24 protein-coding genes and 3 pseudogenes are annotated in these 26,607 nt (G+C 56.7%); 23 read left to right on the top strand and 4 right to left on the bottom strand.

The window, feature by feature from the left end:
- The first annotated feature begins 43 nt into the window (after positions 1–43).
- Both ACR0EV_RS11520 and ACR0EV_RS11515 read left to right on the top strand, forming a co-directional pair.
- On the top strand, positions 44–1,039 hold the full coding sequence (locus ACR0EV_RS11520; RefSeq protein ID WP_480800208.1) for a quinone oxidoreductase family protein: 996 nt from the start codon (positions 44–46) through the stop codon (positions 1,037–1,039).
- A 38-nt stretch (positions 1,040–1,077) separates the two neighbouring features.
- Positions 1,078–1,818 carry an SDR family oxidoreductase gene (locus ACR0EV_RS11515; protein WP_480800207.1) on the top strand — a complete coding sequence of 247 codons (741 nt, stop codon included), beginning with the start codon at positions 1,078–1,080 and terminating at the stop codon, positions 1,816–1,818.
- 287 nt (positions 1,819–2,105) lie between these two features.
- Here the strand turns inward: ACR0EV_RS11515 and ACR0EV_RS11510 are convergent, their stop codons facing one another.
- Both ACR0EV_RS11510 and ACR0EV_RS11505 read right to left on the bottom strand, forming a co-directional pair.
- Positions 2,106–2,840: an SDR family NAD(P)-dependent oxidoreductase gene (locus tag ACR0EV_RS11510; RefSeq protein ID WP_480800206.1), complete on the bottom strand. Its 735-nt coding sequence runs from the start codon at positions 2,838–2,840 to the stop codon at positions 2,106–2,108.
- Between the two features lie 5 nt (positions 2,841–2,845).
- Complete coding sequence (locus tag ACR0EV_RS11505) at positions 2,846–3,376, bottom strand: 2,4'-dihydroxyacetophenone dioxygenase family protein (protein WP_480800205.1); 531 nt, start codon at positions 3,374–3,376, stop codon at positions 2,846–2,848.
- Between the two features lie 106 nt (positions 3,377–3,482).
- Between ACR0EV_RS11505 and ACR0EV_RS11500 the strand changes: the two genes are divergently transcribed.
- The 3 genes from ACR0EV_RS11500 (at position 3,483) to ACR0EV_RS11490 (ending at position 6,106) form a co-directional block, all read left to right on the top strand.
- A complete protein-coding gene (locus ACR0EV_RS11500) occupies positions 3,483–4,244 on the top strand; it encodes an IclR family transcriptional regulator (RefSeq protein ID WP_480800204.1) in 762 nt (253 codons plus the stop codon).
- 359 nt (positions 4,245–4,603) lie between these two features.
- The gene (locus ACR0EV_RS11495) at positions 4,604–5,251 is read left to right on the top strand and encodes a glycine-rich domain-containing protein (RefSeq protein ID WP_480800203.1); all 648 of its coding nucleotides are present in this window, start codon (positions 4,604–4,606) and stop codon (positions 5,249–5,251) included.
- A gap of 216 nt (positions 5,252–5,467) precedes the next feature.
- Entirely contained in the window at positions 5,468–6,106 is a 639-nt protein-coding gene (locus ACR0EV_RS11490; protein ID WP_171095493.1) for a cupin domain-containing protein, read from the top strand.
- On the opposite strand, the gene ACR0EV_RS11485 is transcribed toward ACR0EV_RS11490, so the two are convergent.
- Positions 6,103–7,299 carry an aromatic ring-hydroxylating oxygenase subunit alpha gene (locus ACR0EV_RS11485; RefSeq protein WP_480800202.1) on the bottom strand — a complete coding sequence of 399 codons (1,197 nt, stop codon included), beginning with the start codon at positions 7,297–7,299 and terminating at the stop codon, positions 6,103–6,105. The genes ACR0EV_RS11490 and ACR0EV_RS11485 overlap by 4 nt on opposite strands.
- A gap of 110 nt (positions 7,300–7,409) precedes the next feature.
- On the opposite strand from ACR0EV_RS11485, the gene ACR0EV_RS11480 reads away from it, so the two are divergent.
- The 4 genes and pseudogenes from ACR0EV_RS11480 to ACR0EV_RS11465 all read left to right on the top strand — a co-directional run.
- Complete coding sequence (locus ACR0EV_RS11480) at positions 7,410–9,854, top strand: FAD-dependent oxidoreductase (protein WP_480800201.1); 2,445 nt, start codon at positions 7,410–7,412, stop codon at positions 9,852–9,854.
- Entirely contained in the window at positions 9,851–11,062 is a 1,212-nt protein-coding gene (locus ACR0EV_RS11475) for a M24 family metallopeptidase (protein WP_480800200.1), read from the top strand. The genes ACR0EV_RS11480 and ACR0EV_RS11475 overlap by 4 nt, the downstream gene beginning before the upstream one ends.
- A gap of 145 nt (positions 11,063–11,207) precedes the next feature.
- Positions 11,208–12,479, top strand: a complete 1,272-nt coding sequence (locus ACR0EV_RS11470) for an aspartate aminotransferase family protein (RefSeq protein ID WP_480800199.1) — start codon at positions 11,208–11,210, stop codon at positions 12,477–12,479.
- Between the two features lie 101 nt (positions 12,480–12,580).
- Positions 12,581–12,779: pseudogene (locus tag ACR0EV_RS11465) on the top strand (CoA transferase); the annotation flags it as partial.
- Here ACR0EV_RS11465 and ACR0EV_RS11460 read toward each other — a convergent pair.
- Complete coding sequence (locus ACR0EV_RS11460) at positions 12,776–13,666, bottom strand: LysR family transcriptional regulator (RefSeq protein ID WP_480800198.1); 891 nt, start codon at positions 13,664–13,666, stop codon at positions 12,776–12,778. The pseudogene ACR0EV_RS11465 and the gene ACR0EV_RS11460 sit on opposite strands and share 4 nt — an antisense overlap.
- A 153-nt stretch (positions 13,667–13,819) precedes the next feature.
- Between ACR0EV_RS11460 and ACR0EV_RS11455 the strand changes: the two genes are divergently transcribed.
- From ACR0EV_RS11455 to ACR0EV_RS11390, 14 genes and pseudogenes are all read left to right on the top strand, one after another.
- Positions 13,820–14,581, top strand: a complete 762-nt coding sequence (locus ACR0EV_RS11455; RefSeq protein WP_480800197.1) for a sulfotransferase-like domain-containing protein — start codon at positions 13,820–13,822, stop codon at positions 14,579–14,581.
- Between the two features lie 138 nt (positions 14,582–14,719).
- On the top strand, positions 14,720–15,556 hold the full coding sequence (locus ACR0EV_RS11450) for a hypothetical protein (RefSeq protein WP_480800196.1): 837 nt from the start codon (positions 14,720–14,722) through the stop codon (positions 15,554–15,556).
- Between the two features lie 3 nt (positions 15,557–15,559).
- On the top strand, positions 15,560–16,051 hold the full coding sequence (locus tag ACR0EV_RS11445; protein ID WP_480800195.1) for a hypothetical protein: 492 nt from the start codon (positions 15,560–15,562) through the stop codon (positions 16,049–16,051).
- A gap of 268 nt (positions 16,052–16,319) precedes the next feature.
- Complete coding sequence (locus ACR0EV_RS11440) at positions 16,320–17,285, top strand: ABC transporter substrate-binding protein (RefSeq protein ID WP_480800194.1); 966 nt, start codon at positions 16,320–16,322, stop codon at positions 17,283–17,285.
- Between the two features lie 70 nt (positions 17,286–17,355).
- Positions 17,356–18,384 carry an ABC transporter permease gene (locus tag ACR0EV_RS11435; protein ID WP_480800193.1) on the top strand — a complete coding sequence of 343 codons (1,029 nt, stop codon included), beginning with the start codon at positions 17,356–17,358 and terminating at the stop codon, positions 18,382–18,384.
- Positions 18,385–18,397: 13 nt separating this feature from the next.
- Positions 18,398–19,447, top strand: coding sequence for a quaternary amine ABC transporter ATP-binding protein (locus tag ACR0EV_RS11430; RefSeq protein ID WP_480800192.1), 1,050 nt, complete (start codon positions 18,398–18,400; stop codon positions 19,445–19,447).
- Between the two features lie 87 nt (positions 19,448–19,534).
- A complete protein-coding gene (locus ACR0EV_RS11425) occupies positions 19,535–19,900 on the top strand; it encodes a 2-oxoacid:acceptor oxidoreductase family protein (RefSeq protein ID WP_480800191.1) in 366 nt (121 codons plus the stop codon).
- 47 nt (positions 19,901–19,947) lie between these two features.
- Positions 19,948–20,064, top strand: a pseudogene (locus tag ACR0EV_RS11420) (transposase); the annotation flags it as partial.
- 255 nt (positions 20,065–20,319) lie between these two features.
- A pseudogene (locus ACR0EV_RS11415) lies at positions 20,320–20,454 on the top strand (IS5/IS1182 family transposase); the annotation flags it as partial.
- 212 nt (positions 20,455–20,666) lie between these two features.
- Complete coding sequence (locus ACR0EV_RS11410; protein WP_480800190.1) at positions 20,667–21,950, top strand: metal-dependent hydrolase family protein; 1,284 nt, start codon at positions 20,667–20,669, stop codon at positions 21,948–21,950.
- A gap of 25 nt (positions 21,951–21,975) precedes the next feature.
- On the top strand, positions 21,976–23,106 hold the full coding sequence (locus ACR0EV_RS11405; protein ID WP_480800189.1) for a substrate-binding domain-containing protein: 1,131 nt from the start codon (positions 21,976–21,978) through the stop codon (positions 23,104–23,106).
- Between the two features lie 61 nt (positions 23,107–23,167).
- On the top strand, positions 23,168–24,685 hold the full coding sequence (locus tag ACR0EV_RS11400; RefSeq protein WP_480800188.1) for a sugar ABC transporter ATP-binding protein: 1,518 nt from the start codon (positions 23,168–23,170) through the stop codon (positions 24,683–24,685).
- A complete protein-coding gene (locus tag ACR0EV_RS11395; RefSeq protein WP_480800187.1) occupies positions 24,682–25,626 on the top strand; it encodes an ABC transporter permease in 945 nt (314 codons plus the stop codon). The genes ACR0EV_RS11400 and ACR0EV_RS11395 overlap by 4 nt, the downstream gene beginning before the upstream one ends.
- Positions 25,623–26,594 (top strand): ABC transporter permease, encoded by a 972-nt coding sequence (locus ACR0EV_RS11390; protein ID WP_480800186.1) that lies wholly within the window; start codon positions 25,623–25,625, stop codon positions 26,592–26,594. The genes ACR0EV_RS11395 and ACR0EV_RS11390 overlap by 4 nt, the downstream gene beginning before the upstream one ends.
- Positions 26,595–26,607: the final 13 nt, after the last annotated feature.

Below are 26,607 nucleotides of genomic sequence, written 5' to 3'. Positions count from 1 at the left end.
TAATGACGGCCTCTACTTTCTGCTCAACAGAAGGAGACACGTTATGACCTATGCAATCGAAATCACGCGAACCGGTGGGCCCGATGTGCTGCGCAAATCCGACCGCGCCGTTCCTCGGCCAGCGCCCGGAGATGTCTTGATCCGTAACCATGCCGGAGCCGTTAACTTTATCGACACGATCATCCGACGGGGCGAGATGCCAGAAGGTATGATGCCTGCTCTGCCGCATGTGCCAGGCGTCGAAGGTGCCGGAGTTGTTGAAGCGCTGGGCGAAGGAGTCGAAGGCATTGCCATTGGCGACCGCGTGGCTTGGATGGGGCCGATCGGTGCGGGCGGTTATGGTACGCATTCCGTGATTGGGGCACCTTATGTAACCAGGCTATCTGACGATACCAACCTTGAAACCGCAGCCGCGATCCCGGTTAACGCGATGACCGCCTATCATATGCTGGTCAATCTCGGTGGCGCAGTGGCAGGAAAATCCGTGCTGGTTCACGCGGCGGCGGGCGGTGTTGGTACAATGGCTCTGCACATCGCCAAACATCTTGGTATGACCGTGATTGCCTCTGCCAGCACCAATAAGGTTGACTATGCATATGAGCAGGGTGCTGATCACGTTATCGATTATCGCCAAGAAGACGTCACCGCGCGAGTTTTGGAGATCACCGACGGAAGTGGTGTTGATCTTACGTTGAATCCAATCTCGGGCGAAACGCTCAAATCGGACCTCGACGCGTTGGCACCGCTTGGTACGGCCGTATTGTTTGGGTTCCTTGCAGGACCGCCCGCAGGTGGCTTTGCGGATGATCTGACAAAGCATTTCCAGAAATCCGTTTCAGTGCGGGTTAGCGATATCTACACGTATTTTCTGAACCGCCCCGATGCTTTCAGCGCTGATATGGCGACCGTGTTCAACCTGCTGGAAACCGGCGTTCTGCGTCCTCAGATCACCATGTTGCCGATTGCTGAAGTTGCTGAGGCCCATCGCCGTCTGGAAGCAGGCGAGACGACCGGCAAGCTTGTGCTGAGCATCAACTAACTCGATCGCGTAACCAAAAAAGACAAGGAACCAACACAATGAGCACGGTTTTTGAAACCTCCCTTGCGAGCAAACACATCGTCATCATCGGCGGCAGTAGCGGTATGGGTAAGGCTACGGCCAAGATGGCAGTCGCCCTTGGGGCAAAAGTCACACTTGCCAGTCGCAGTCTGGCCAAACTTGAGGCGGCGGCGGCAGAGGTCGGGGGCGTTGTGCAAATCGCGCCCGTTGACACAACGGATGAGGCCGGCGTCAAATCCTGGGCCGCCAATCTTGGGACGGTGGACCACTTGGTGATCTCGGCCTCAAGCGCTGCGCATGGGACCTATGAAGAGCTGCCCACTGACGCATTGCGTAGCATGTTAGAGGCTAAGTTTATCGGCCCGTATGTGGCCGCGCGTGAGGTCCTGCCTGCTTTGACCAAAGGTGCTTCCATCACGTTCTTTTCCGGTGTGCTCAGCCGCCGCCCGTCTGCCGGAACAACAGGTCTGGCTGCGGTGAACGCGGCGGTTGAAGCTTTAGCCAAAGGGCTGGCGCTGGAACTGTCGGGCCGTGTCCGTGTGAATTGTATCAGTCCCGGTATGGTTGATACGGAAGCCTATGCTGCGATGCCAGAAGAGGCGCGAGATGCCATGTACGCGCAAGTCGGCAGCAGCCTGCCCGTCGGCCGCGTCGGAACCGCGGAAGAAATCGCACAAGCAGTTGTCCTGTCCATGATAAATGGCTTTATGACTGGCGCCGTCCTGGACGTCGACGGTGGGCATTTGGTTCGCAGCTGATCCGGTCCAAACGGCGGCAAATTGTGCAGCTTTCGGCATTGGAAACGGTTCGAGCAGGTTCCTGGGACTTGCTCGCCCGGATCGCCATTTCATCGACCAAGGCACCAGAGCCTAGAATGCCCCGACATATCCGCTGGTACTAAAACAGATTTAAGACTTTGGCTTGTGCGTACACAGGCTTCGGAAACCTCCGGCCTTACATGCAGACACTACGGGGGCCGGGCTGTGCCGCCAATACATTTCGGCCACTTCCACAGGGCAGGGCGTTACAGTGCGAATGTGCACTATCAGTATGTCGCTCTTCCACCTGAAAGATCAAAGACTGCACCAGTGTTGAATGTGCAATCATCCGAACTTAGCCACATCACCATACGCGCAGCCTCTTCAACCCAGCCCAGGCGTTTCATTGGGGATTTGTCGATCATTATCTGCACGAATTCTGGTGTCATTTGATCTAGGATCGCCGTCTTGATGGCAGCAGGAGCGATGCAATTCACGCGGATTTCAGTCTGGGCCAGTTCCTTGGCCAGCGACTTGGTAAACCCGATGACGCCCGCCTTGGACGCCGAATAGGCCGAGGCGTTGGGGGTGCCTTCTTTGCCGGCAAGCGAAGCCATGTTGATGATCCGACCAAAGCCGGTCTCTTGCATGAGTGGAACAATGGCGTGAGCCAAGTGAAATGTTCCGGTCAGATTGATTTCAACGACGCGCGCCCAGATTGTCGGATCGCTTTCCACGACGCTCAGGGTCGGCCCGGCGAAACCTGCATTGTGCGACAAAAAATCAATGCCGCTAAAGGCGCTTCTGGTTTCTGAAACGGCTGCGGCGATTTGGTCTGGGTTACTGATATCCACTTTGCATGCGATAGCACCTTTAGGGGCGTCATCGGGTTCCGACAAATCCCAGATTGCCACGTTGGCGCCTGCTGCTGCATAGTGGCGTGCGATTTCCGCCCCGATCCCGGCTGCTCCGCCTGTCACCACAGCGGTACGGTCTGTAAAGTCGTATGTTACGTTGCTCATGGGTGTTACCTGGTGAAGTTTTTCACGTAGTCAGCGCCGAGGCCGACATTCTCGAAATGATCGCGGCACATGTCGATTTTGGTAAAGACATCCTCGTAACCGAGGTGATTTCCATCAGGATCACAATAGTACATCACCCCATTGACCTGAAAGTAAGTGATCATTTCCTCGACGTCTTCCGGTACAACCAGAGTATGGGTCTCACCTGGAGGTTCATAAACATAAGACCCTTCAGTGGCTTCCCAGTCATGCTCAAGATAATGCCAGCGGCCTTTCAGGACAAAGCCATGTACCGGGTTCGGATGGCGATGGCGTGACAGAACGCCTGCCTTGGTCACCTTCAAAAGGTTCATCCAGTAACCTTGGCTTACGTTCAAACACAGCGGGCGGAAAAATACCGTCTCGGTCTGCTGAACCCACATACGGGGGTCATCTTCGGCCAGCGCGTTGGGCACCACGATTTCCGGCAGGGCATCCTGCGGCATCGGGTGTTTATAAGGCACCATCGGATTTTCGCCTGTATCAGTCAGTGGCATTTCGGCTTTCTCATATTAGCTATTTAGGATGACCATATTGTGGACAAATGATTCATTATATGGAAACATACATCGTAGATATTTGCCGTCAATCTGAGAGGTCGGAATGGTAAAACAGGTCCAAGGAACCCAGAGCTTTGCGCGCAGCATCGGGCTGTTGCAGCACATTTGTGACCGCAAAAACCCGCCAACCCTGGCTGATCTTTTGGAAGAATGTGCCTTTACGCGCCCAACTCTGTACCGCCTGTTAAACAGTTTGGAAGCCGAAGGGCTGATCGTGCAACTCAACGACAAAAGGTACAAACCCGGCCCACGTCTGGTCAATCTTGCCCGTCTTGCCTTGTCGTCGTCGGACATTCGGGACCGAGCCCGGGATGCCCTGGTACGCGTGAGGGATCAGACCGGCGAAACTGTACACCTTGCCGTGCCAAGCGGTGAGGGACTGGTCTATATCGACAAAATCGAAAGCCTTGAGACGGTGCGCATGAACTCGACAATAGGCACCTTTGTTCCTCTTCACTCCAGTGGGGTCGGCAAAGCGTTTCTTTCGGCGTTGTCGGACGAAAAGCTTTCAGCGCTATTGGAAGCTTCGACCTTGCAGCCGATCACCCCGTTTACGACAACTGATCCAATCAAATTGCGCGCGCAGATCGATCAATGCCGTACCCAAGGCTTCGTTTTTGACAGTCAAGAGAATGAGGCCGGTATCGCATGTTTTGGCGCGGCCATCCTGGATGAGAACGCATGCCCGATTGCCGCCGTCAGTATATCCGTACCGCTTTTTCGGCTGAGGGACGACAAATCTCACTACACCGCTGCTTTGCTGGACTGCGTTCGGGAATTGTCCATTGGTGAGGTTCACTACTGAAGCGTATCTTACTTCGGTTTTTCCAATTGCGTGGTGCCGTTGGACCGAGGTTTTGACAGACGTTTTTTAGGGCCGACACTCTCGTTTCGAAAACTTGTTTCTGTGAGGGATCGACAGTTATGACTCTAGCTCGCTCAAACATAATCCTTGCGGCGTCGAAAACTCGCGCGAAATCCTGAGGACTGAAGGCGTGAAGGGTCGCTCTGAACGCGCTGGTCCCCAATGCCGGCGGTATGTCTGATTGGTCGTGAACCGTTCAAGGTCTTTGCATTTCCAACACATTCCCGCACGCGTCACAAACCTGTCATATTCGTGCGTTACGCAGAAATCGCAAAAAAGAGAAAACATAGGAGGCTCCGATGACCTCTCTCAATACTCAGCTATGGGAGCTGATTAAATCGCATAAAATGCCTGATGATGCGACAGGCGCGCCATTCATTGATCAGCTGATGGCCGAAAACCGCATCTCTCGTGATACTGCCGCTGTTGCGATCACTGAATACAAGAAATTCATGTATCTTTGTGTCACCCGATCAGAGCGAAACGTCCCCTCGAAGGCGGTCGATTTGGTGTGGCACCTGCATATTCAGCACAGTCGCGATTATTGGGATGTCTTCTGCAAAAAGCTGGGCAAACCCGTGCACCACAACCCCGGCGGTCAAGGCCCCAGACATCTGGACGACTACAAGGCCACCGTCAGAGCGTACAAAGAGCTATTCGGAACTCCTCCGAAAGGCATCTGGAAGATGAAAAATAAAGTTGAAACTTTCATAATGCTGGTTTTCTTGATCGTCTTCATTTGCACCGGTGCCAGTTCCATCATTCAGAGTGGCGATCTATTTTTCGGTGCGCTTTGGTTGAGCGTACCGCTGGTCTGCTTCGCAATCACCCTCAATAGCCTAAGCTCAAAAAGTGAGCTGACGCTGGTGTTTGAAAGTCATGACCCTTTTGCCGACGAAGATGCAGGCGACTGTGGCTCGGGAGACGGCGGTGGCTGTGGTGACTGATCTGCAAGACGTTCAATCTGATTGATTTTGAACCGGACCAAGGCTCGGCCATCGGACAGCAGCTTAGCCCCCAATCCGTTACCCCCCAAAATCACGTTCTTGATCTACCCAGTCAGAGTTTGTTTTGAGGGTGTTGGGAGGCGCGGATAGCCATTTCCTTGTTTGCAGTGTAAGCGTCGATTGCCAGAGTTTTGCGAAAGGTCCAGGAACTGATTTATGGCGCGCGTAACAAAGTCGAATTCAACGTCTCAAACCGAAGCGGCGAATGCCAATGCTGGAGTTGGCCACGAAATCCGTGGGGTGCGCCGCGCGATGGGTATGACGCTGGCCGAATGCGCAGAAGCGGCGTCTTTGTCGGTTGGGTTTCTGAGCCTTGTTGAAAGGGGGCAGAAGCAGCCTTCTTTGGACGCGTTACAGCGGATCAGTGCAGCTTTGGGGATCGAGGTAGGCTGGTTGTTCCCGCCTTCGCCCAATGATGATCCTGTGGAAAACGAGTATGTCGTTCGCAAGGGATTTCGCCGTAGAATTGACTTTTCACGTCTTGCCGGCACCGAGTACCTGGATCATTCCGTCTACTTGATGTCGCCCGGCATCGACGGTCAGATTGTTATGTCTTTGATGCAGTTTTCTCCAGGAGGTCATTCCGGCGACAACCCGTTGAGCCATGAGGGCGAAGAGGTGGGCTATGTCCTGTCCGGGCAGTTGACTCTGGAAGTAGATGGCCATGTTTTTGTGCTGGAAGAAGGCGACAGTTTTGGGTTTTCCGGCGATAAGCCACATAAATACATTAACAATGGTGAGAACGATTTGCAGATCGTTCACACCAACACGCCCGTGATCATGAAGTCCCGTTAAATCGTCTCGCTATCCGCCATCAGTTCAATGATTTTGCGGGAATAGGCCAATGTTGGTCCTTCCCAATGCGGTGACAGACGGCCGCCATCATATCCAAAGCAGCGGCGGCCATTTTGAAGCCCTTTGAGGACCGATATGTCCTCGACGTTCAGATCGTCCCACATCTGGATCAGGTCTTCGCGTTCCTTGCGGTATTTGTGGCCGGTTGCGGCCTCATCTCCGATGACGAAAACGTGCAGTTCCTCTCGGCATCTGTCCGGCGCTTCGGGGTAGGCGACCAACACAGTGAACTGATCGGGATACACCTCGACTGCGAAATGCGGCATGGTCAGGAACCACTGTCCCTGCATGCGATCCTCCTCGGACAGGCCGGGATAATGGGGCAGGCCCTGGCCGCGGCCTTCTTCCAGTTTCGGGAACCGGTAGCCATTGACGAAGGTCGAACCGCGCCATTCTCCGGACCACCGAACGTCCATTGGGGCAAAGTCCAGCAGGCGGGGATGCAGGGCAAAAACGTGGTAGCCTTCCATATAATTCTCGTAAACCAGCTTCCAGTTGGCCTCGACCGTAAAATCGCGCTTCCCGGCCCAGCGGATGGCGGAAAGATCATAGCCTTTGAGCTGATCCAGAACCGGGGCCATCCACACATCCAGCGGATCCGCGTCGCCCGACACGTTGACGAACAGACAGCCGAAGAACTCTTCAACCCGGACCGGGATCAGGTCCAGCTTGTCGCCGCCGCCCTCTTTGAACGTGCCGCTGGAATTGGGTCCGTCGAAATGCGGCCGGGACCGTAGCTTGCCATCCAGCCCATATGCCCATCGGTGATAGGGGCAGGTCAGCGTGGCCTTTTTGCAGGGTTCGGTGACCAGTTGCATGCCGCGATGGCGGCAGACGTTCTGAAAGCCTCGGATCACGCCGTCGCGGCCATGGACCAGAACGATCGGCGTGCCAGCGATGTCGATGGGCTTCATGTCGCCAGGTTCGGGGATTTCCGCGCGGGCGCCTCCGAACACCCAGGACCGGCGAAAGATCAGTTCCTGTTCCATCTCGAACCACTCAGGCGACCAGTATGCCGCGTTCGGCAGGCCTGCGGCTTCGTCAATGTTGCGAAACAGCTGTGCGTACCCGTCTTCGCCCAGAATGCGCCGCATGCGATCCTGGTTGGATTCTCTTACGACTGCACCGTCCATTGCGGCCCTCCGAATCAAGTTATTGCCAAAAAGATATACCGCTGGAAAAAAATGTGGACAAAATTTTTCCGATGCGGAAGTGTCCCCGGCAGGAAACGCGGAGAACTGCAATGGAATCGGCTCGGGTCGTTGTAATCGGCGGTGGCAATATGGGTGCCAGCGTGCTGTATCATCTGGCTAAGGAAGGCTGGACAGATGTTGTTCTGGTTGAAAAGGCGGAACTGACGTCCGGGGCCACTTGGCATGCGGCGGGATTGGTCAGTCGCATGACGGCGGGCCATGCGTTGGGGATCTGTCACGATTATGCGGTGGATCTGTATAAAACCATCGAGGATGAGACCGAGCAAGGCGTCAGCTGGCACAATTGCGGGTCCTTGCGCGTGGCCGCAACCGAGGATCACCGTGCCTGGCTGATGCACACGCGTGACGCGGTACTGGCCCGCGGGCAGGAGTGTCGTTGGGTTACCCCCGAAGAAATCGCCAAGCTGAACCCGATCTATGACACGTCGCATATCATCGGCGGGATTTATACGCCCGATGACGGCCATGTGGACCCATCCGGCACCTGTCAGGCGATGGCCAAGGGCGCGCGGATGAGGGGGGCCAAAGTGCAGCGCCGCAATCGGGTGACCGATGTGCAGCAGATGCCGTCAGGCGAATGGAAAGTGGTGACCGAGCAGGGCGACATCATCTGTGAGCATGTGGTCAATGCCGGTGGATACCATGCGCGCCAGATCGGGGCCTTCAGCGGGCTCGACCTGCCGATTGTACCGATGCAGCACCACTATGTGGTCACCGATGCGGTGCCCGAGTTCGAGGCGATGGGTCATGAAATCCCCGTCACCCGCGATGATTACTTTACCGGCTATCTGCGCCGCGAACAGGGTGGGGCGCTGATCGGGCTGTATGACACCCATGACGCGCTGGCCAAATGGCGCGACGGCTGTCCGTGGGACAGCGAGAACGAACTGTTTGAACCCGACTATGACCGTATTATGCCGTGGTTGGAGAAATGCTTTGAACGCTATCCCTGCCTGATGGAGCGCGGCATCAAACGCATCGTCAACGGGGCAATCACCTATACACCGGACGGGCACCCGCTGGTTGGTCCTGCGCCGGGCTTGCGCAATCACTGGCTGGCATGCGGTGCGACCGTGGGCATTGCGTGGGGGCCGGGTTTGGGCCGGGCGCTGGCGCAATGGATGGTGCATGGCACGGCCGGTATCTCGATGCGCGGCTTTGACCCGCGCCGGTTCCATAGCCGTGTGGACGAGGATTACACCTATCAGCGCTGCCGCGAGAACTATATGACGCGCCTGTCGCTGCCGTATCCGCAGCTTCAATATGAAACCTGCCGCGAAATCCGAAGCTCTGGCGTGCATGACCAGACCAAGGCGTTGCATGCCGTGTTCGAAGAGGCTGGCGGATGGGAGCGTCCCCGCGTTTACGGCCAACCCGAATGGGGTGGCAAAGAGCCCGAGTCCTGGAAACGTGGTCCATCGTGGGAGGCCGCCCTGGCCGAGGCCCGCGCGGTACATGAGGGCGTTGGCATCGGTGACTTCTCGGCCTTTTCCAAGTTCGAGATCACCGGCCCCGAGGCTGAGGCGTATCTGAACCGGCTTTGCGCCAACCGGATGCCCAAAAAGGTGGGCGGCACCTGCCTGACGCTGCTGTTGAACGAACAAGGCACGATCGAGGGCGAGGCAACCATTGCGCGGCTGGCCGAGGATCGGTTCTGGTTTGTGACCGGCGGCCCGTCCGAGCGCCGCGTCTGGGACTGGATCACCGTGCATCAGCGCGGGTCCGAGGATGTGAGCATCCGCAACCTGTCCGACGATTGGGGCATTCTGACCGTGGCGGGCCCCAAAGCCCGCGAGGTGCTGGCCCCGCTCAGCGATGCGTCGCTGGAAAACGCCGATTTCGGCTGGCTCAAGGCGCGTGAAATGTCGGTTGCAGGGGTCAACCTGATTGCGTTGCGCCTGTCCTTCTCGGGCGAACTGGCATGGGAGCTGCACGCGCCCATGGATAAGCTTGGCACTGTGTGGGACGCGATCTGGGATGCGGGCCAGCCCCATGGCATGGTGCCGTTTGGGTCAAAGGCGCTGGAAATGATGCGCATGGAGAAGGCCTATCGCGGTGGGCATGAGCTGGCCAATGACGCCAGCCCCGTGCACACCGATCAGATGCGCTTTGTGAAGTTCGATAAGGCGTTTGTCGGCAAAGAGGCGCTGGCCAAGCTGGCCGAGACCGGCAGTTCTTCGGTCATCGCCTATCTGGACGTCCAGATGGAAGGTACCGATGTGCTGGGCGGTGAGGCGGTTTATCTGAACGGCGAAAAGGTCGGCTCGGTCTCGTCGGGTGGCTTTGGCCCGGTCACAGGCAGCAATCTGGCCTTTGCCTTTGTCAAACCACACGCCGCGCAGCCGGGGACAGAGCTAGAGGTGATTGTGTTTGGCGAAATGCACAAAGCCACCGTTCTGGCCGACGCGGTGCTTGACCCAGAAAACCTGCGTCTGCGCGACGTCGTCGCAGCAACCCGAGAGATAGCGTTATGAAAGAACACGAACCCTTTGCCGAGTTTACCAAAGCCGTCTTGCCTGCGCCTGACATCAATTGGGACACGATGAACGATTACCGCATGGGCCGTATCCGCGAGGCAATGGTGGAACGGGATGTGGAACTGGCGGTCATCACCAACCCTCTGACCATGCGCTATGCGGTAAACTATCACGAATACATGCAGTTTCAGGCGCGCATCCCGCTAATGATGCTGATGATCTTTGCCGATGGCCCGGTGGTCTTCAGCGGCGCGTTTATCAAGGATCTGGATCATGTCACCGAATATGTCCCGATGTTCGGTCTTGCACCGTTCCTTGCCGGGTTTGATCAAGTCGACAACACGCGCAAATTCGTGGATTTTGTCAAAGGTCGGCTTGCGGGCAAAGGGCGCTGCCGCGTTGCTCTGGATCGGTTGGATGCCTCTGCCGTTCAAGGATTGATGCAGGCCGGGTTTGAGGTCGTGGATGCGCCCGGATTTCTGGAAAAAGCCCGCTCGATCAAATGCGAGGAAGAGATTGCGTTGTGTCGCTATGCCATTGACGTGGCACAGCTTGGGATTACCAAGATGCACCAGGCTTTCCAGCCCGGTATCTCGGAAAACGAACTATGGAGCATCCTGAGCCAGATCAATATCGCCCATGGCGGCCTATGGTCTGAGGCGCGGATGCTGGCCTCGGGGCCGCGTACCAATCCTTGGCTGCAAGAGGCCGGAGAGCGTCGTGTACAAAAGGGCGAACTGCTGGGCTTTGACACCGATATGGTCGGCCCCTTTGGCTATATGTCTGACATCTCACGCACCTGGTATTGCGGTGAGGGTAAAGCGCCGCAGGAATACCGCGATCTGTTCAAGCGTGCCTTGGACGAGATCGAGCACAACAAGGCCAATGTGCGCCCTGGTGTGTCGTTCAAGGAGTTGGTCGACAAGAGCTTCCGCCACCCCGAGGAATTCCACGCGCACCGATACCCCTGCATCATGCATGGTGTCGGCATGTGCGATGAATACCCCTATGTGCCTTACCCGCAGGATTGGGACGATATCGGCTATGACGGCATCATCGAAGAGAACATGATGATCTGCGTTGAGGGCTATGTCGGTTCCGACCGTGGTGGTAGCGGCGTCAAAATCGAGCATCAGTTTCTTGTTACGGCAAACGGTCTCGAACAGATTGACGACTATCCATACGACGAAAATCTGCTGAACTGAGCGCCGTTCGCAGAGCAAGGCGCTCTGTTGTTCCGGTTGGCTATGACAAGTTGGAATACACGAAGACTGGTCCACGCCTGTTCCTGGTGCAAAGATTCGGAATGTTCCCTCAGATTTGCCCGTCTTTTGAGAGGAGAGACACGCTATGCAAGTTATGACCGATTGGGTTGCTCGCGCGCAAAAGGTGATGCCCGCCGGTGGGTTGGGAAACTACGACCACAGCGTTTTCATCAAAGAAGGGCGCGGTAGCCGCATCTGGGATCAGGATGGGCGTGAGTATGTCGACTACCTTGTCGGTTCAGGCCCAATGCTTCTGGGGCATGGGCACCCGGAAGTACTGGAAGCTGTGCTGGAGCAACTGCCCAAGGGGATGACTTTCTTCGCCAATAACACGGCCGCGGTTGAGTTGGCCGAAGATATCTGTAGCGCGCTGCCCTGCGCTGAGCAGGCTCGTTTTCTCACCTCCGGTGGCGAAGCCGATATGTACGCGATGCGGCTGGCCCGCGCCTATACCGGTCGCGACAAAATCCTGAAATTTGAAGGTGCTTATCACGGAATGTCCGCCGAGGGGCAGATGAGCCTTGCCCCGGAAAAGCTGATTAACTTTCCGCAAGCAATGCCTGACAGCGCGGGTATCCCCGAAGCCGTGCGTGCTCAGATACTGGTGGCCCCGTATAACGATCCAGAATTTCTGGTTAGCCTTCTGAAGGAACAGGGTGACGAGATCGCGGCGATTATAGTCGAGCCCCTGCAACGCGTCATCCCTCCCCAACCTGGGTTTTTACAGCTGCTGCGCGATCAGTGCGACAAATACGGGATCGTTTTGATCTTTGACGAAGTGGTGACCGGTTTCCGCCTGTCCTATGGCGGGGCTCAGGAACATTACGGTATTACGCCCGACCTGTGCACGCTTGGCAAGGTCGTCGGCGGTGGTTTCCCGCTTGCGGCGCTTGCCGGACGTAAATCTATTATGGACCATTTCGACAAAAGCATCGTGGGCTCGGACAAGTGGTTGATGATGGTTGGCACCCTTTGCGGCAACCCCTTAGCCGCTGTGGCCGGTCGCAAGACGATGGAAATACTGCGCCGGGATGGAACCTATGATCGGCTCTATGCCAATGGCAAAAGACTGATGGGGATACTTTCTGGCGCGTTGGAAGCGGCGGAAATCTCCCATCAAATCGTTGGTCACTCGGTCTTGTTCGATGCCGTGTTCACCGACAAAGATGTGAGGAACTACCGGGATGGAAAACGCGCCGACGCCACTAAAACCGCGCGATTCAATGCCGCCCTGCGCGAGCAGGGAATTTTCAGAGTCCCGGGCAAGTTTTACCCCCACCTTGCGTTGACCGATGAGGATTTTGAGCAAACGCAGGATGCGATCAGTGCCGTTGTCTCAGCAATTGCTGAGCATTGATTTCGCACGACCCGTGCAGGTTACCGCCCTGCGGGCAAAAACTGTGGCGCGGGTTATGTGCGGCGGCAAGGGTATAGGTCAGGAAAGCGGCAGTTCCATAGGCGCTTGAAGCCGCGACTGTCCCGGCCTGGCCAATAAACTCAATCCAGGAGGCCTTTGAAGACCCGCAGATTCATCATCGTGGCAGGCGCATTTGCACTGAAGGTGTACCGGGGGTTCGAGGGCCGTGGTCTTTTCCGATGCGGAGCTTCTCTGGGCCGAACCACACATGTTTTGCCACGCTCGAACAGTAACACTTAGTATTCTGGTGTGTCCTCAAAAAGCTCGGTTAGAAATGCAACGCAATCCTGGGCTGACCTTTTGTTTTGACCTTGCTGTGTGCAACGACTCCACAGGCAATTGTTGGTCGAATACCATTGGTCCCCGATTGTAGCGATGGACCCTATTTTGACATAGCGTTCAATAAACCCTTGCCACCCAAGCGCGATCCCGGCTCCCGAAGCAGCGGCCTCTAGAAGGTAGACAAAATTGCTGAACGTATCTGCGGGTGCAATGTTGGGTGTGATACAGTGATTGCTGAACCAGTCACTCCAAGTTGCCCAACCAAGTGTGCCTTGCGGCAGGTCCAGAAACCGAAGTTGGTTCCAACCTTCGATCGGTCCTTCGAGAATGTCTTTGTGCCGGGCAATATATTCAGGTGACGCGACCGGGATTATGCTTTCATGCAGGATCTTTTGCATCTTCCCGCCTGGCCCGTTGAACTTGTACCCGATGGCGACGTCGGCATTGGGTTCGTTGACCATGCTCTGGCTTTCATAATTTGACGTCAGCACATTGATTGTAACATTCTCACCCACGCGGTGGCGCAACTGGTTGTAGTGCGGCATGATGATCAGATGGCTGACGGAATATGAGCAAGCAATGGTTAGTGAGCGCTGGGCCTGAGTCAGACGGTGTTCGGCCGACTGCAGGCTGGTCAGCGCGGATGACACGGCCGCATGATAGCTCTTGCCAGCGGCCGTCAAAGCGATCCCCCGACCGTCACGTTGAAACAACTCCAGAGAAAACCGTTCTTCAAGATTGCGGATGTGCCGGCTGATCGCGGATTGAGATGTATTCAGTTCTTCCGCCGCCAAGGTGACGCTGCCCAGCCGCGCAACCGCTTCAAAGGCGATGAGGGGGCTCATCGAAGGGACACGTCGCATACTACTCATGCCCAAATTGATAATTGTCGAGGCGGCAAAAGCAATGGATTTGTGTGACAGTCTGCTTCAGCGTTGCAGTGAATTCCCTGCCGGCTTCGACAGAAGATGTGCGCCCTTAAATACTGGGAGAACGCGATGAACAAAATAGTGCTGCTGTGGTCTACGCCTCGTACCACTTCGACCGCCTTTGAATGGATGATGCGGATGCGGGGCGATATGACCTGTTTTCACGAACCATTTGGCGAAGCTTGGTACAAAGGCGATGACGCCGCCTGGCCGCGGCTACAAGCGAACAGCGAGCGGGTGCCGGGCCTGTCCATGCAAAGCGTGCATGACCACATGACGCAAGCTGCACTGAGCAAGCCGGTCTTTTCCAAGGATATGCCACACTTTTTGGCACCTGACGTCAGCGATGAATTTCTCGCCCCGATGACCCACAGTTTCCTGATCCGTGATCCTTCAAAGTCTATCCCGTCGATATTCAAACGTGGCCCGGATTGGGTTGTGGCCGAGTATGGGTTCGAGGAGCACCGCAAACTGTTCGACCGGATAGCCGAACGCGACGGCAAAGTGCCGCCAGTCATCGACAGCGACGATCTGTTGGAAAATCCCGAAGGTATCGTATCGGCATGGTGCAAAGCCGTCGGTATTGATTTTGTACCCGAGGCTTTGTCGTGGGAACCCGGCGCGCGGGCCGAAGTGGGGTGGTATGACAATGGGTCATGGCATGACAGCCTGAGTGCTTCCAGCGGGTTAAAACCGATGCCGCGCACCTACGGCTCCGTCGAAGATCTGCCAGACCACGGTAAGGAAATCTACGCGCAGGCGCTGCCACACTACGAGCATCTCTATCAGCACCGCCTGAAGGCCGTAGATACGGCTAACGCGCCTGCCTGACTTCTGGTTTAGACCTGTAAATGCGGAGGAACACTTCCCAGAATTGGCAAGAGTTCTTGCCGAAAAAGCAATAGATTCGAGGCTGCGCTTTGTTTCAGGATGCACAAGCGGAGCTGCCTCGCACAGGATAAATCACATATGAACACTTTCACGAAACCTGAACGGTGGGAAAACCCTGAGCGAAAGTTGTTCCCGTATCAGGTAGGCTTTACATGCCCGCCTTTCGATTATTGCGCCGCCCCTTCGGATTTCCTGCGCATGGCGCCTGAGACAGTGGGCGTGCATGGACGCATGCTGCACGTGCCGGGCTACCAGCATGGGCTGGATCAGCGCAAAAAGAACTTTGGCCTGCTTGAAGAATTTGTCGAGTGCATGGCGATCAACAACGCCGATGTGTGCGGGCAGGTTGGATCGAACTGGGTTCACGCCAGCGGTTTGGGTGTCGAGGGCATCCGCCAGCATTGCGAGATGCTGAGTGACAAATACGAAACGCCGTTTCACATGGCCGGCTACGCGATGGTCGAGGCCTTGCGCGAAATCGGTGCCGAAAAAGTTGCGCTGAACGCCTGCTATCATCCCAACTCTTGGTACACAGGCACGGTCGGGTTTCTGATTGAGGCCGGGTTCGACGTGGTCTGGGCCGGGAATTTCTTCGATCAGGGCTGGTTCGCCACGCAGGAAGAGGTCGATGATTGCGTTTGGTGCTTTGATGAAGAACTGATCTGGAAGAGCTTTGACTATACCGCCGAAAAAGCCCCCAATGTGGACGCTTACCTGATCAATGGCATGTCAAACTACCGCCGTCCCTCGGACGGTGTGGCCCGTCGTCCGGTCCATCATACTGCCGAACTTGAAAAGCGGCTTGGTAAACCGGTCATTGGCCACGATACCGCGTTATACTGGCGTCTTTTCAAGACTTTGGGCCTTTCGCCAACAACTTATCACGGTCAGTTGATGGCGACACTGGAGAAGTAATCCATGCATAAGATCATTGCGCTCTGGGCCATCCCCCGGTCTACCTCAGCCGCGTTTGAGCACAAGATGAAGCAACGCAACGATCTGGATTGCTTGCATGAACCTTTTGGTGAAGCCTCGTATCACGGTGAAGAGCCTATGTGGTCTCGTTTCTCCGAAGGTGGTGAAACCAAATCCGGCTTGTCTCTGGAAAGCGTGTGGGAAGATATCAAGGCCCGTGCGGAAAAAGGCCTGATCGACATAACGCGCGCGATTTGTGAGGCCGAGGGGCTTCCATTCAACCAAGGGTCGGTGACCTGGAAGGCGGGCGGTGATACATCTGTCCAAAGCTGGTGCGAAGGCGGCAGGTTTCATGCCAATCCGGTACAATCAACCGGCCTGTTGCCACCCCTGTGCGCGAAAATTCAAAAACTGATCCCGGCACCAATTCGACCATCATTCGAAGTGTTCGGGGGGAGGAGCTGTCGCAAGCCGCACTTGCAGGCGGCTGCGTGACCGCGGGCGGGGATGTCGACATCGACGATATGAACGCACTCAAACCCCATCAGGTCACCAAAAAGCGCATTCATCTTGATGGATTGGCTCGTACGGGCCGTTTGGCGCTAAATTTTTTTTGGACTTCGCTTGGATGCGCTGTATCGTGAGATTTCCGCGGATCAGAAGCGGGAACAGGAAGAGGGGGCATTTGCACGCGCCAACAGAAGAAAATTCTACGCCAAAGGGCCGCGAAGTGCCCAGGCATTACCAACCAGGGAGAATATCTATGAAACTAAAACTGCTTGCGGCGAGTGCTGCGGTATCTTTGGGCGTTGCTGGAGCGGCGCAGGCTGAGTGTGGTGAGATTTCAATCACGGAAATGGATTGGGGCTCGGCGATCATCGTCACCCAGGTCAGCAAATTCCTGCTGGAGCAGGGCTATGGCTGTTCCGTGACGGTTGTGCCGTCGGCAACGACGCCTGCGCTGGCCTCGGTTGCGGAAACCGGTGAGCCGGACATTCTGACCGAGCTCTGGACCAATGGTGCACCGGCCTATCCGGGCCTGATCGAAAGCGGTGCGATCATCGAACGTGCCAAAGTGCTGTCGGACGGCGGGGTTGAGGCTTGGTGGATTCCGACCTATCTGGCCGAAGCGCATCCGGAACTGACCACGATGGAAGGCATTCTGGCCAATCCCGAATTGGTTGGCGGTCGCTTCCACAACTGCCCGGTCGGCTGGACCTGTCAGCGGGTCAGCACCAACATGGCCAAGGCGGCAGGTTTTGCGGATGCGGGCATCGAGGACTTCATCCACGGTTCGGGTGAGACACTCGCAGCCTCGATCGGTGCGGCCTATGACGCCAAGGAACCCTGGTTCGGCTACTATTGGGCGCCGACCTCGATTCTGGGCCGCTATCCGATGGTGCAGGTAGACGTAGGGCCGCATATCCCTGAGGCACATGAATGTAACAGCCAGGAAGAATGTGCAGAACCGGTGCTGGGTGCGTTCCCGGCCAGTGACGTGACCACGGTTGTTACCAACACCTTTGCAGACTCGCATCCTGATGAGACCGCGCTGATGGAGAACGTTCAGTTCACCAACGAAGTCATGAACGGGCTGCTGGCCTGGCAGGAAGAGAATAACGCGTCTGGTGAAGAAGCTGCGGTTTATTTTTTGACCAACTTCCAGGACACGTGGAGCGGTTGGCTGAACGACGACGCGCGAGCGAAACTGTCAGCGTTGCTGCAATAACAACAAAAAACCGGAATGGCTCGGGCGCCTTCGTGAGAGGGGCGCCCGGGTTGGCAGGGAAGGGGACGATATGGCTTTTTACGACCGCATGTTTGATGCGTTAGGGCTTCGGGAATGGTGTGACGCATCGGGCAGCGGTGCCAATTTATCGATGGCTGATCTGTTGGCGCAGGCCAACAACTCGAATGGTGAAAACGGCCCGGCTTTTCCGTTTCCCTCGATGGATGCGCTGAACGAGGCCTGCGCCGCGATCCCACAATCGAGGGATTTTGTCTCGGCGGTCGAGGATGGGTTTCTGGCCATCAAGGACGGGTTGAAGCTGTTGCTGGACCCGTTGACGCAACCGCTGTCGTGGTTTCTGGAATGGGCGCTGCTGGCGGTGGATGCGGTGCCGTGGTGGATCACTCTGCCAGCGCTGTTCATCCTCACCTGGTATGTGTCGCGCTCGTGGATCGTGACCGGCTTTGTAATCCTTGTCTTTACCTTCCTGGGCTTTATCGACCACCTGCAACTGGCCTTGCAAACGCTGTCGATCGTGCTGGTCTGTACGACCATATCAATCCTGTTAGGTGTGCCCACGGGCATAGCCATGGCCAAGTCCGACAGGTTCCAACGCATGATCCTGCCGCTGCTGGATCTGCTACAAACGCTACCCACCTTTGTCTATCTGATCCCGCTGATCTTCCTGTTCAGCGTAACCGAGCCCAAGCTCTATGGCATTGCCATCATTGCCTATGCCATTGTGCCGGTGATCCGCCTGACCGATCTGGGCATTCGGTTGGTCGATCAGGATGTGGTCGAGGCGGCCAACGCCTTCGGCATGTCGGCGCGGCAAAAACTGTGGGGGGTGGAACTGCCGCTGGCGCTGCCCAACATCATGGCGGGCGTCAACCAGACTATCATGATGAGCCTTGCGATGGTTGTGATCGCCTCGTTGGTCTCGGCTCCGGGTCTGGGTGTGCAGGTGCTGCGCGGCATCCGCAACCTGGAACTTGGCGTTGGCCTGATCGCCGGTCTGGGCATCGTACTGCTGGCCATCGTGCTGGACCGCGTGTCCAAGGCTGCGCTGGCGCGCGTCACGGCGGCGCAGAAACATTAAGGAGGTGCGGGACATGAACGCTGAACCAAAAATCTCGATCCGCAACCTCTACAAGATCTTCGGCGCGCATCCGAACCGCGCGATGGAGCATGTGCGCCAGGGCATGGGTAAGACCGATCTGCTGGAGAAAGAGGCCCATGTGCTGGGCCTGCAGGACATCAATGTGGACATGCAGGCTGGTGAGATCACGGTGATCATGGGCTTGTCGGGGTCTGGTAAATCAACGCTGATCCGACACCTGAATCGGCTGATCGAACCCACTGCGGGCGAGGTCTGGGTCAACGGGCAGAACGTGTTGGATTACGACGAGATGAAGCTGCGCGACATGCGGCTGAACACGATGTCGATGGTGTTCCAGAAGTTCGCGCTGCTGCCGCACAGGACGGTGGCGGAAAACGCGGGCATGGCGCTGGCCGTTCGCGGCAACAGCAAGGATGAGATCGTGGCGGCGGGCAAGAAATGGCTCGCGCGCGTTGGTCTTGCGGGATACGAGGATCACTATCCCCACCAACTGTCGGGCGGGATGCAGCAGCGTGTGGGGATCGCCCGGGCGCTGGCCTCGGATTCCGAGATCATGCTGATGGATGAGGCGTTCTCGGCGCTTGATCCACTGATCCGCACCGACATGCAGGACCTGCTGCTGGAGCTGCAGAAGGATCTGCACAAGACGATCATCTTTATCACCCACGACCTGGACGAGGCGCTGAAACTGGCTGACCACCTGGTGATCCTGAAGGATGGCTACGTGGTGCAACAGGGTGAGCCGCAGTACATTCTGCTGAACCCGAACGACCCTTACATCGAAGACTTCGTCAGCGACATCAACCGCGCCCGCGTGCTGCGCGTGCGCTCGGTGATGGACAAGGCCGGCACCCACGAAGGTGAATTTGACGGCGACGTGGATGTCAACGACAACCTTGAACATCTGATCTCGATGTCGGGCGGGGATACCTACAAAGTCTACCGCGTTATGGACGATGGAGAACAAGTCGGCATTCTAAACATGAAAGACCTCGTTCGTGCCCTAGTGCCTGCTCATGTCGAACAAAGAACGGTGATGTAAGGGGCAGCACTCTCGAAGAGCTCGGAAGCTTTAGAGGGTGCGTGCCGATCGATTCCGTTTTCAAGCTGACCAAGTACCACGCCGATCGTGACAATCGGCGCAATCATCGCAATGGCCGCGCGTCTTGAGCGCAAAGATGTGTCGGTTCAGGACTTCAAGGGGATCGCGCAGAAAGGTGGATCGGTCTTCAGCTATGTTCGCGTTGCAAACGCGCCTGATGAGCTCAACCAGATCCGCATCGATGCAGGCGGGGCGGACACCGTCATTCTGTGTGATCTTGCCGTCGGCAACAACCTGCGCGCGCTAAACGTGATGCGGGAATGCGGCACGCGGGCCATTGCAAACACCGCCGGTGTGCCGACAGCCGATCTGATACATAATCGAAATGCGGATACGCCTGCGGTCAATGGACGGGGCTTGGGTACGGTGGACAATAAATCGCCATGGCTGTGACCGCAGCATTGGCAGGCAGTTCAGCTTTCGAAAAGAGTGCGGGCTTTGCGGCTAAGCTCGGGTTGGTGCCTCGTCAGGCACCGACAGGAGGCGGGACCAGATTGGGGGGCATCATTCAGCGCGGAAACACTTACCTGCGCCGATTTCTCATTCATGGCGCGCGAGATTAAATGTTGAACGGAAACAGATCGGTGCATCGGACCGATGGCTGGCCGCCGAACATCTCGAACACAACGTGATTACGGTAGGCTCAACCTGTTTTAAGGTATATCGCAGAGCTTTATGCTGGCGATTGATAGAGGCGCGCGCTGATCTCGGATTGGGCGTATCAAGGACGAAGTGAGCACCAAACTGCAAGCCGTCACCGATGCCTCCAGTCGCTGTCTCGTTCGGTTTTTTATGACAGCCGATCAGCTCCGAGACTACACAAGTGCCGCAACCGCATCGAGATCATGTTTTGTTGCTTGAAGGATTGGCGACGCGTTGCAACCCATGACCAAAAAGGCCCGAAGGTATTCTTTTCGGCCATCGCGCTCACAGCCGCGCTCATTTTTTTGGCGCTGAAAAACCATGAGTCCGGATCCCAGCGGCGCGGCAAGAAAGACCTCGTTTATAACTTTTCGGAAAGAAACTTCGTTAACCAGTATTACGGATTAGGCCAATATATGGGATAACTTGAGCAATTAGGACCTGATAAATGATAAGGATTTGATGCAGGTTTTTCCTCGACCGCAAAGATTGATTTCCAGCGGGCAGGGAGGAAAACATGGCACAAATCACCATTACAGGTGCGCAGATTTGGGACGGCGTATCCGAGACGCGCTATCCTGGAACTGTCACGATTGACGGAAACAAGATTACTTCGATCACCAAAGGCGAAGACGTCTCTGCAGAGGTGCAAGGCGAGGCTATTGACGGTACCGGACACACGCTAATGCCGGGCATGGTCGAGGGTCACTGTCATCCCAGTTTTACTGGCGTAGGCGAGCCATGGGAACTTGGTCAGCTGTGCCCTGAACAGCACATGCTGTTGACCGCACAGAACCTTCGTTTGCTTTTGAGTCACGGGTTTACGTCGATCTTCGAAGCGGCCTCAGCCAAACCGATGCTCGGGGTTACAGCACGTGATGCGATCAACGAGGGGATGTTGGACGGTCCGCGTATGCGTGCCTCGAGCCCCGAGATCACGACGACTGCAGGCTTGGGAGACGAGCGCAAGCGCCACATCTACCAGGAAAGCTTTGGGTTGGTTGCAGACGGCCCCCTAGAGATGCGTCGAGTTGCGCGGGAATGCGTGCGCGACAATGTCGACAACATGAAGATCAACATTTCGGGCGATGAGTTCGTTTCTTTCGCACGGGCTGAAATAACGCCTTTAGAAGATGATGAACTCGCCGCTTTCATGGCTGTAGCGCGAAAATACGGGAAGACGGTTGCGGCACACGCCCGGTCTTCAGAGTCCGTCAAAATGGCAGTGCGTCATGGGGTGGATTGTATCTATCACTGCGATTTCGCCGATGAGGAAGCGTTGGACATGCTCGAAGAAGCTAAGGATCGCGTCATCCTTGGCCCTGCCTTTGGTCTTGTTCACAACGCCACCCGCGAAGGTGAGGTGGTCGGTATCACAAGAGAAGTCGCCGAAGATCTGAACCTGTTTCGTAAGTTCGACGCAACCTGCGCCACCTATCATGAGATCCGAAAGCGCGGTCTGCGCGTGGCGGTCGGCGGAGACTACGGTTTCGCAGTTACTCCGATGGGTCAAAACGCCCGCGATATCGAACATTTCGTGCGCTATTTCGGATATTCGCCGGTCGAGGCGTTGCGTTGCGCCACGCATGTTGGCGCGCAGCTGATGCAGATGGAGGACCAGATCGGTCAGGTCAAAGAGGGCTTTTTGGCCGATCTGCTGCTGGTCAAAGGCGACGTCACCCAGGATGTGAGCCTGGTCCAGCATCAGGACAATCTGTCGATGATCATGAAGGATGGGGTGATGTTCAAAGACCCCCGGACCGGCGTCAATGCAGGCGGCTTGATCCGCGCTGCCGAATAAAATCAATACGTTAGGGAGGAAACGCATGCGTATTTTGAAAACCGCGGCAGCTGCCGCGACTCTGGGGCTGTTTGCCGGATCGGCAATGGCGGATGGTTATCAGGGGGTGCCGCGCACCTTTTTGTGGAACCCGGGTGCGTCAGAAATCTATGACGCCGCCGAGTACAAGAAAGAAGGACCTTATACGATTGGGTTCTCGAATGCCTCGATCTCAAACCCGTGGCGCGTGGCAATGCTGCACGGCATCGAAGCAGCCGCTGAACGAAACGCGGACAAGCTGAGCCGTTTCATCATCACTGACGCCAATGACGATCCCAGCAAGCAGGCTGCCGACGTGCAGGACCTGATCGCGCAGGGCGTCGATATCCTGCTAATCTCGCCTGCAACGGCCGAGGCGATGGACCCGGTCATTCGCCGCGCCAAACGTCAGGGCATACCAGTGGTTCTGGTCGACCGCTCGGTACCATCGGATGAAAACTTCATCAGCTTCGTAACTGCATCTGACCAAGCACTCGGCCGCATCTCTGCGCAGTGGTTAGCTGAAAAGCTGGACGGCAAAGGCAAAGTTGTGATGCTTGGCGGGCTGGCCGGTGCGTCACCCGCCGAGGCACGTATTCAGGCGGCCATGGAAGTATTCAACCAGTTCCCCGAGCTTGAGGTGTTGGAGACTCAATACACCAGCTGGTCGCCGGCCAACGGCAAGACCATCATGTCTGCGTTGATCCAGAAATACGGAGATGAGATCTCAGGCGTCTGGGCCGACTCGGGTCTGCAAGGATCTGGTTCGATCGAAGCCTTCTTGGCGGCCGGGTACGAGGCAGGCTCAATCCCGCCGCATACCGGTGGTGATTTCAACGCGATGTATCAGCTGTCGGTGAACAACGATGTGCCGATGGTCGGCATCGACTATCCGCCAGCCATGGGTGCGCGGGCCTTCGAGGTTCTGTTCGACGTACTTGACGGCAAGGGCATCCCTAAACGGATCGAAGTGAACCAGCAGGTTGTTGTTTCGGAAGGTCATGAGACGCCATCGGTTCAGGCGGACGTGTTTGTCGCGGACTATGCGCTGATGGACAAGCCGGGCTCAGTCATCATGTCCTCGGGCGTTGGGGCCGACTATGATCCGGCGACCTTCTCGGCGGTCTATCCCAAGTAAACGGGATCATCACTGGCAGGGGCGGCACTGAATCGCCCCGCCACCACGGGAGGAGAAAACAATGGGACAGCCATTTTTGGCCGCACGCGGCCTCAGCAAGTCATTTGGCCCCAACGAAGTGCTCAAAGGAATTGAGTTCGAAGTTCATGGCCACCATTCAGTCGCGCTATGCGGTGAGAATGGAGCCGGGAAATCGACCCTGATCAAGCTGCTGACCGGGCTTTATACACCGACCGGCGGGCATGTGGAATTCGAGGGCCGTGAAGCGGGTTGGTCTGATCCGCGCCAGAGCCTGAACGCTGGAATTGCGGTTGTGCATCAGGAATTTTCGGTTCTTGGCGCGCTGTCGATTGCCGAGAACATTTATCTGGGGGCTGAGCCACGCACCAAATTTGGCTTCATTGATCGCAAGGCATTGAAGCGCAACGCGCAGGCTTTACTGGACGATCTGGGGATTTCTCTGAACCCCGACGATCTGGTCGAAACCCTGTCCGTTGCCGATAAGCAAATGGTTGAGATTGCAAAGGCGCTGCGGGTTGAAGCCAAGGTTCTGATACTGGACGAACCTACAGCCGTGCTGAGCCAGAACGAGACCAAGCACCTGTTCCGCATCATCAACGACCTGCGGGAACGAGGGATGGGGTTGGTTTACGTCTCGCACCGTCTGGACGAGATTTTTGAGATTTGCACCGATATCACGGTGATTAAGGACGGGGTCGTGACCTCGAAAGGGCCGACCTCGGATTACACCCATGACAGTGTGATTGCTGCCATGGTGGGGCGCGAGCTTGGTGACCTCTTCCCGCACAAGGCCGCGAACCCAATGGCGGGTGAGAAGGTGCTGGAGGTGGACAACCTAATTGTGGCTCCGCACCTTCCGCCCGCCAAACTGGACGTCCACGCCGGTGAGATCGTCGGGCTCGCGGGTCTGGTCGGCTCGGGTCGGACTGAACTGGCGCTGGCTCTGTTCGGTGCTGCCCCCTCGACCGGTGATGTGACCCTTATGGGCGAGCCGATGCCCCATCGCGATCCGGCGGGTTGTATAGAGGCGGGTATTCTGATGCTGACGGAATCCCGCAAGGATGACGGGTTGTTCCTAAACTCCTCGGTTGCGCGGAACTTTGCGGCGACGACGCCAGGGTTTGGTGTGCATCACAACGCCATTCCGCCGGGGCATGAAGAGCGCCGCGCAGCCGTTCTGAAAGACCGCCGCGGCGTGGTGGTTGACCACGTGGGCCTGCCGATTTCGGCGCTGTCGGGCGGCAATCAACAAAAGGTCCTGATCGCGCGTTTGCTTGAGAACCGACCGAAGCTGTTGATCCTCGACGAGCCGACCCGGGGCGTCGATGTCGGCGCAAAATCCGAGATCTACAAGACCCTGCGTGAATTGGCGGATGAAGGCATGGCCCTGTTGGTGATCTCATCGGAACTGATCGAGATCGTGGGGCTGTGTGACCGCGTTCATGTCATGCGCGACGGAGAGCTGGCGAAAGAGTTGGTCGGAGACGAGATCACTGAAGAGGCGATTATCACCGTGGCCGCTGCCGAAACCTCAACCCATCACGGAGTAGCAGCATGAGCACGATCGCCCGCGCTACACGCGCCCAGCCTGTTCATCTGGTCGTTGTCGCCCTAATTGCCATTGTCTTCGTGATTGGCATTTCGGCTTCGGACCGTTTCGCAACCCCGCTCAACATGGCCAATGTGCAGGATCAGATGGTGGCACTTGCGATTGTCGCTTTGGCACAAACCATCGTCATTCTTTCCGGCGGCATCGACCTCAGCTATGCCGGAGCACTGAGTTTCCTTTGCGTGGTGTTTGCCGCCATTGCCGGAGATACGACAGGGACCCTATTGCTGGCGATGGCCGCGGTCGTTGCCCTCGGCATCCTCATAGGCATGATCAACGGAGGCATCACGGCCTATGTCGGGGTGCACCCTCTGATCACCACGCTGGGTACCTCGACGATTCTGGCAGGCGCTGCGCTGTTGATCACCCGACAGCCGTCGGGCTCGGTTCCGCTGTTCTTTGAGGATTTTACCTATGGTCGCCTTGGCGTGATGCCCTATGGCATGATGTTCGTCATCGCTCTGTATTTGCTGATCGGGTTCATGCTGTGGCGCACGACCTTTGGCACCCGCATATATGCCATTGGCGATAACGAGGCCGCTGCCGCCGTATCTGGCCTGCCGGTGAAACAGACTAAAGTTGCGATCTACGCTCTGTCTGGTCTGCTTTGCGCCGTAGCCGCGATGTACATGACCGGGCGTTTTGGCGTCGGAGACCCGCGCGCAGGAGTTGGGTTCGATCTGCGCTCGATCACGCCGGTGATTGTTGGCGGTACGTTGCTGGCCGGAGGCAAGGGCGGTGTTCTGGGAACCGCGCTGGCGGTAATCCTGCTTGCGTTCCTGGCAAATGTTCTGAATTTCATGAATATTTCCAGCTACTACCAGTGGATTGCCGAAGGTCTGATCATCATCGCCGCCGTTTCATTCTTTGCAGGAAAGGGCAAGTCATGACCGCGACCGCCACCAACCCTGAAAAAGCCAAACCCAACCGCAATACGGTGCGCGCGACCCAACGGCGAGAGCTGTTGATCCTGCTGGGTTTCCTCGCCGTGATCTGGGCGGTGACAACAGCCTTGTCTCCTCGGTTCCTGACACCTGCGAACCTGAAAGACATTCTGATCCAGGCCGCGCCGTTGGGCTTTGTGGTCATCGGTCAGATGATCGTCATTATCGTCCGCGGGCTTGATCTGTCGGTCGCTTCGATTATGGCAACGGTTGCAGTTCTATCGACCTCATTAATCGACTCGACGCCGGTGATCTTCATCGTGGGTTTGTTGTTGGGCGCGTTCATAGGCGCTATTAACGGCTACCTTGTGGCTTTTCGAAAGGTGACCCCGTTCCTTGCTACTCTTGCCACCATGATCGTGCTTCAAGGTGTTCGCTTTGCTTACACCAAAGGCGCGCCGGGCGGGACATTGCCGGACACCTTCCGTTGGCTCGCAACGGGCGACATTTTTGGCGTCCCTGTTGCGCTGATCGCTTTGGCTATCGTGGGTTTTGGGATGCACTGGCTGCTGGAAAGAACCGTCTTTGGCCGTCGCCTGAAACTCTACGGAGACAGCCCGGAAGCCGCGTACATGACCGGTGCGCCAACCCGCCTGTTGGTTGTTATGGCCTTTGTCATCTCGGGCGTGCTGGCTGCTATTGCGGGGCTGTTCCTTGTTGGCTATGTCGGCATCGTCGATAACTGGACGGGCCGCGGGTATGAGCTGGACAGTATCGCAGCAGCTGTGATCGGTGGCGCGGCATTGTCAGGTGGCAAAGGCTCGGTGCCCGGCGTGTTACTGGCGGCGCTGATCCTGGTATCTTTATTCAACATCGTCGTCATCCTTGGCTTGTCGATCGAGTTGCAGTTGGTGATCAAGGGTACTCTGATTATCCTCGCCGCAGCCGTTTACATGAAACGGTCGCAGAGCTGATCGGGAAGGCGCC

Source organism: Ruegeria sp. CF8, assembly GCF_056537285.1.
Note: the sequence above shows the minus strand (reverse complement) of the source record. Positions and strands in the feature narration are given on the sequence as shown.

Excerpts from the sequence above, each read along its gene's own strand:
- ACR0EV_RS11495 (WP_480800203.1), top strand. The coding sequence starts at position 4,604 with ATGACCTCTCTCAATACTCAGCTATGGGAGCTGATTAAATCGCATAAA.
- ACR0EV_RS11460 (WP_480800198.1), bottom strand. The coding sequence starts at position 13,666 with ATGAGCCCCCTCATCGCCTTTGAAGCGGTTGCGCGGCTGGGCAGCGTC.
- ACR0EV_RS11390 (WP_480800186.1), top strand. The coding sequence starts at position 25,623 with ATGACCGCGACCGCCACCAACCCTGAAAAAGCCAAACCCAACCGCAAT.
- ACR0EV_RS11430 (WP_480800192.1), top strand. The coding sequence starts at position 18,398 with ATGAACGCTGAACCAAAAATCTCGATCCGCAACCTCTACAAGATCTTC.
- ACR0EV_RS11470 (WP_480800199.1), top strand. The coding sequence starts at position 11,208 with ATGCAAGTTATGACCGATTGGGTTGCTCGCGCGCAAAAGGTGATGCCC.
- ACR0EV_RS11440 (WP_480800194.1), top strand. The coding sequence starts at position 16,320 with ATGAAACTAAAACTGCTTGCGGCGAGTGCTGCGGTATCTTTGGGCGTT.
- ACR0EV_RS11405 (WP_480800189.1), top strand. The coding sequence starts at position 21,976 with ATGCGTATTTTGAAAACCGCGGCAGCTGCCGCGACTCTGGGGCTGTTT.
- ACR0EV_RS11520 (WP_480800208.1), top strand. The coding sequence starts at position 44 with ATGACCTATGCAATCGAAATCACGCGAACCGGTGGGCCCGATGTGCTG.
- ACR0EV_RS11450 (WP_480800196.1), top strand. The coding sequence starts at position 14,720 with ATGAACACTTTCACGAAACCTGAACGGTGGGAAAACCCTGAGCGAAAG.
- ACR0EV_RS11480 (WP_480800201.1), top strand. The coding sequence starts at position 7,410 with ATGGAATCGGCTCGGGTCGTTGTAATCGGCGGTGGCAATATGGGTGCC.
- ACR0EV_RS11510 (WP_480800206.1), bottom strand. The coding sequence starts at position 2,840 with ATGAGCAACGTAACATACGACTTTACAGACCGTACCGCTGTGGTGACA.
- ACR0EV_RS11445 (WP_480800195.1), top strand. The coding sequence starts at position 15,560 with ATGCATAAGATCATTGCGCTCTGGGCCATCCCCCGGTCTACCTCAGCC.
- ACR0EV_RS11485 (WP_480800202.1), bottom strand. The coding sequence starts at position 7,299 with ATGGACGGTGCAGTCGTAAGAGAATCCAACCAGGATCGCATGCGGCGC.
- ACR0EV_RS11505 (WP_480800205.1), bottom strand. The coding sequence starts at position 3,376 with ATGCCACTGACTGATACAGGCGAAAATCCGATGGTGCCTTATAAACAC.
- ACR0EV_RS11490 (WP_171095493.1), top strand. The coding sequence starts at position 5,468 with ATGGCGCGCGTAACAAAGTCGAATTCAACGTCTCAAACCGAAGCGGCG.
- ACR0EV_RS11400 (WP_480800188.1), top strand. The coding sequence starts at position 23,168 with ATGGGACAGCCATTTTTGGCCGCACGCGGCCTCAGCAAGTCATTTGGC.
- ACR0EV_RS11455 (WP_480800197.1), top strand. The coding sequence starts at position 13,820 with ATGAACAAAATAGTGCTGCTGTGGTCTACGCCTCGTACCACTTCGACC.
- ACR0EV_RS11475 (WP_480800200.1), top strand. The coding sequence starts at position 9,851 with ATGAAAGAACACGAACCCTTTGCCGAGTTTACCAAAGCCGTCTTGCCT.
- ACR0EV_RS11395 (WP_480800187.1), top strand. The coding sequence starts at position 24,682 with ATGAGCACGATCGCCCGCGCTACACGCGCCCAGCCTGTTCATCTGGTC.
- ACR0EV_RS11410 (WP_480800190.1), top strand. The coding sequence starts at position 20,667 with ATGGCACAAATCACCATTACAGGTGCGCAGATTTGGGACGGCGTATCC.
- ACR0EV_RS11435 (WP_480800193.1), top strand. The coding sequence starts at position 17,356 with ATGGCTTTTTACGACCGCATGTTTGATGCGTTAGGGCTTCGGGAATGG.
- ACR0EV_RS11515 (WP_480800207.1), top strand. The coding sequence starts at position 1,078 with ATGAGCACGGTTTTTGAAACCTCCCTTGCGAGCAAACACATCGTCATC.
- ACR0EV_RS11500 (WP_480800204.1), top strand. The coding sequence starts at position 3,483 with ATGGTAAAACAGGTCCAAGGAACCCAGAGCTTTGCGCGCAGCATCGGG.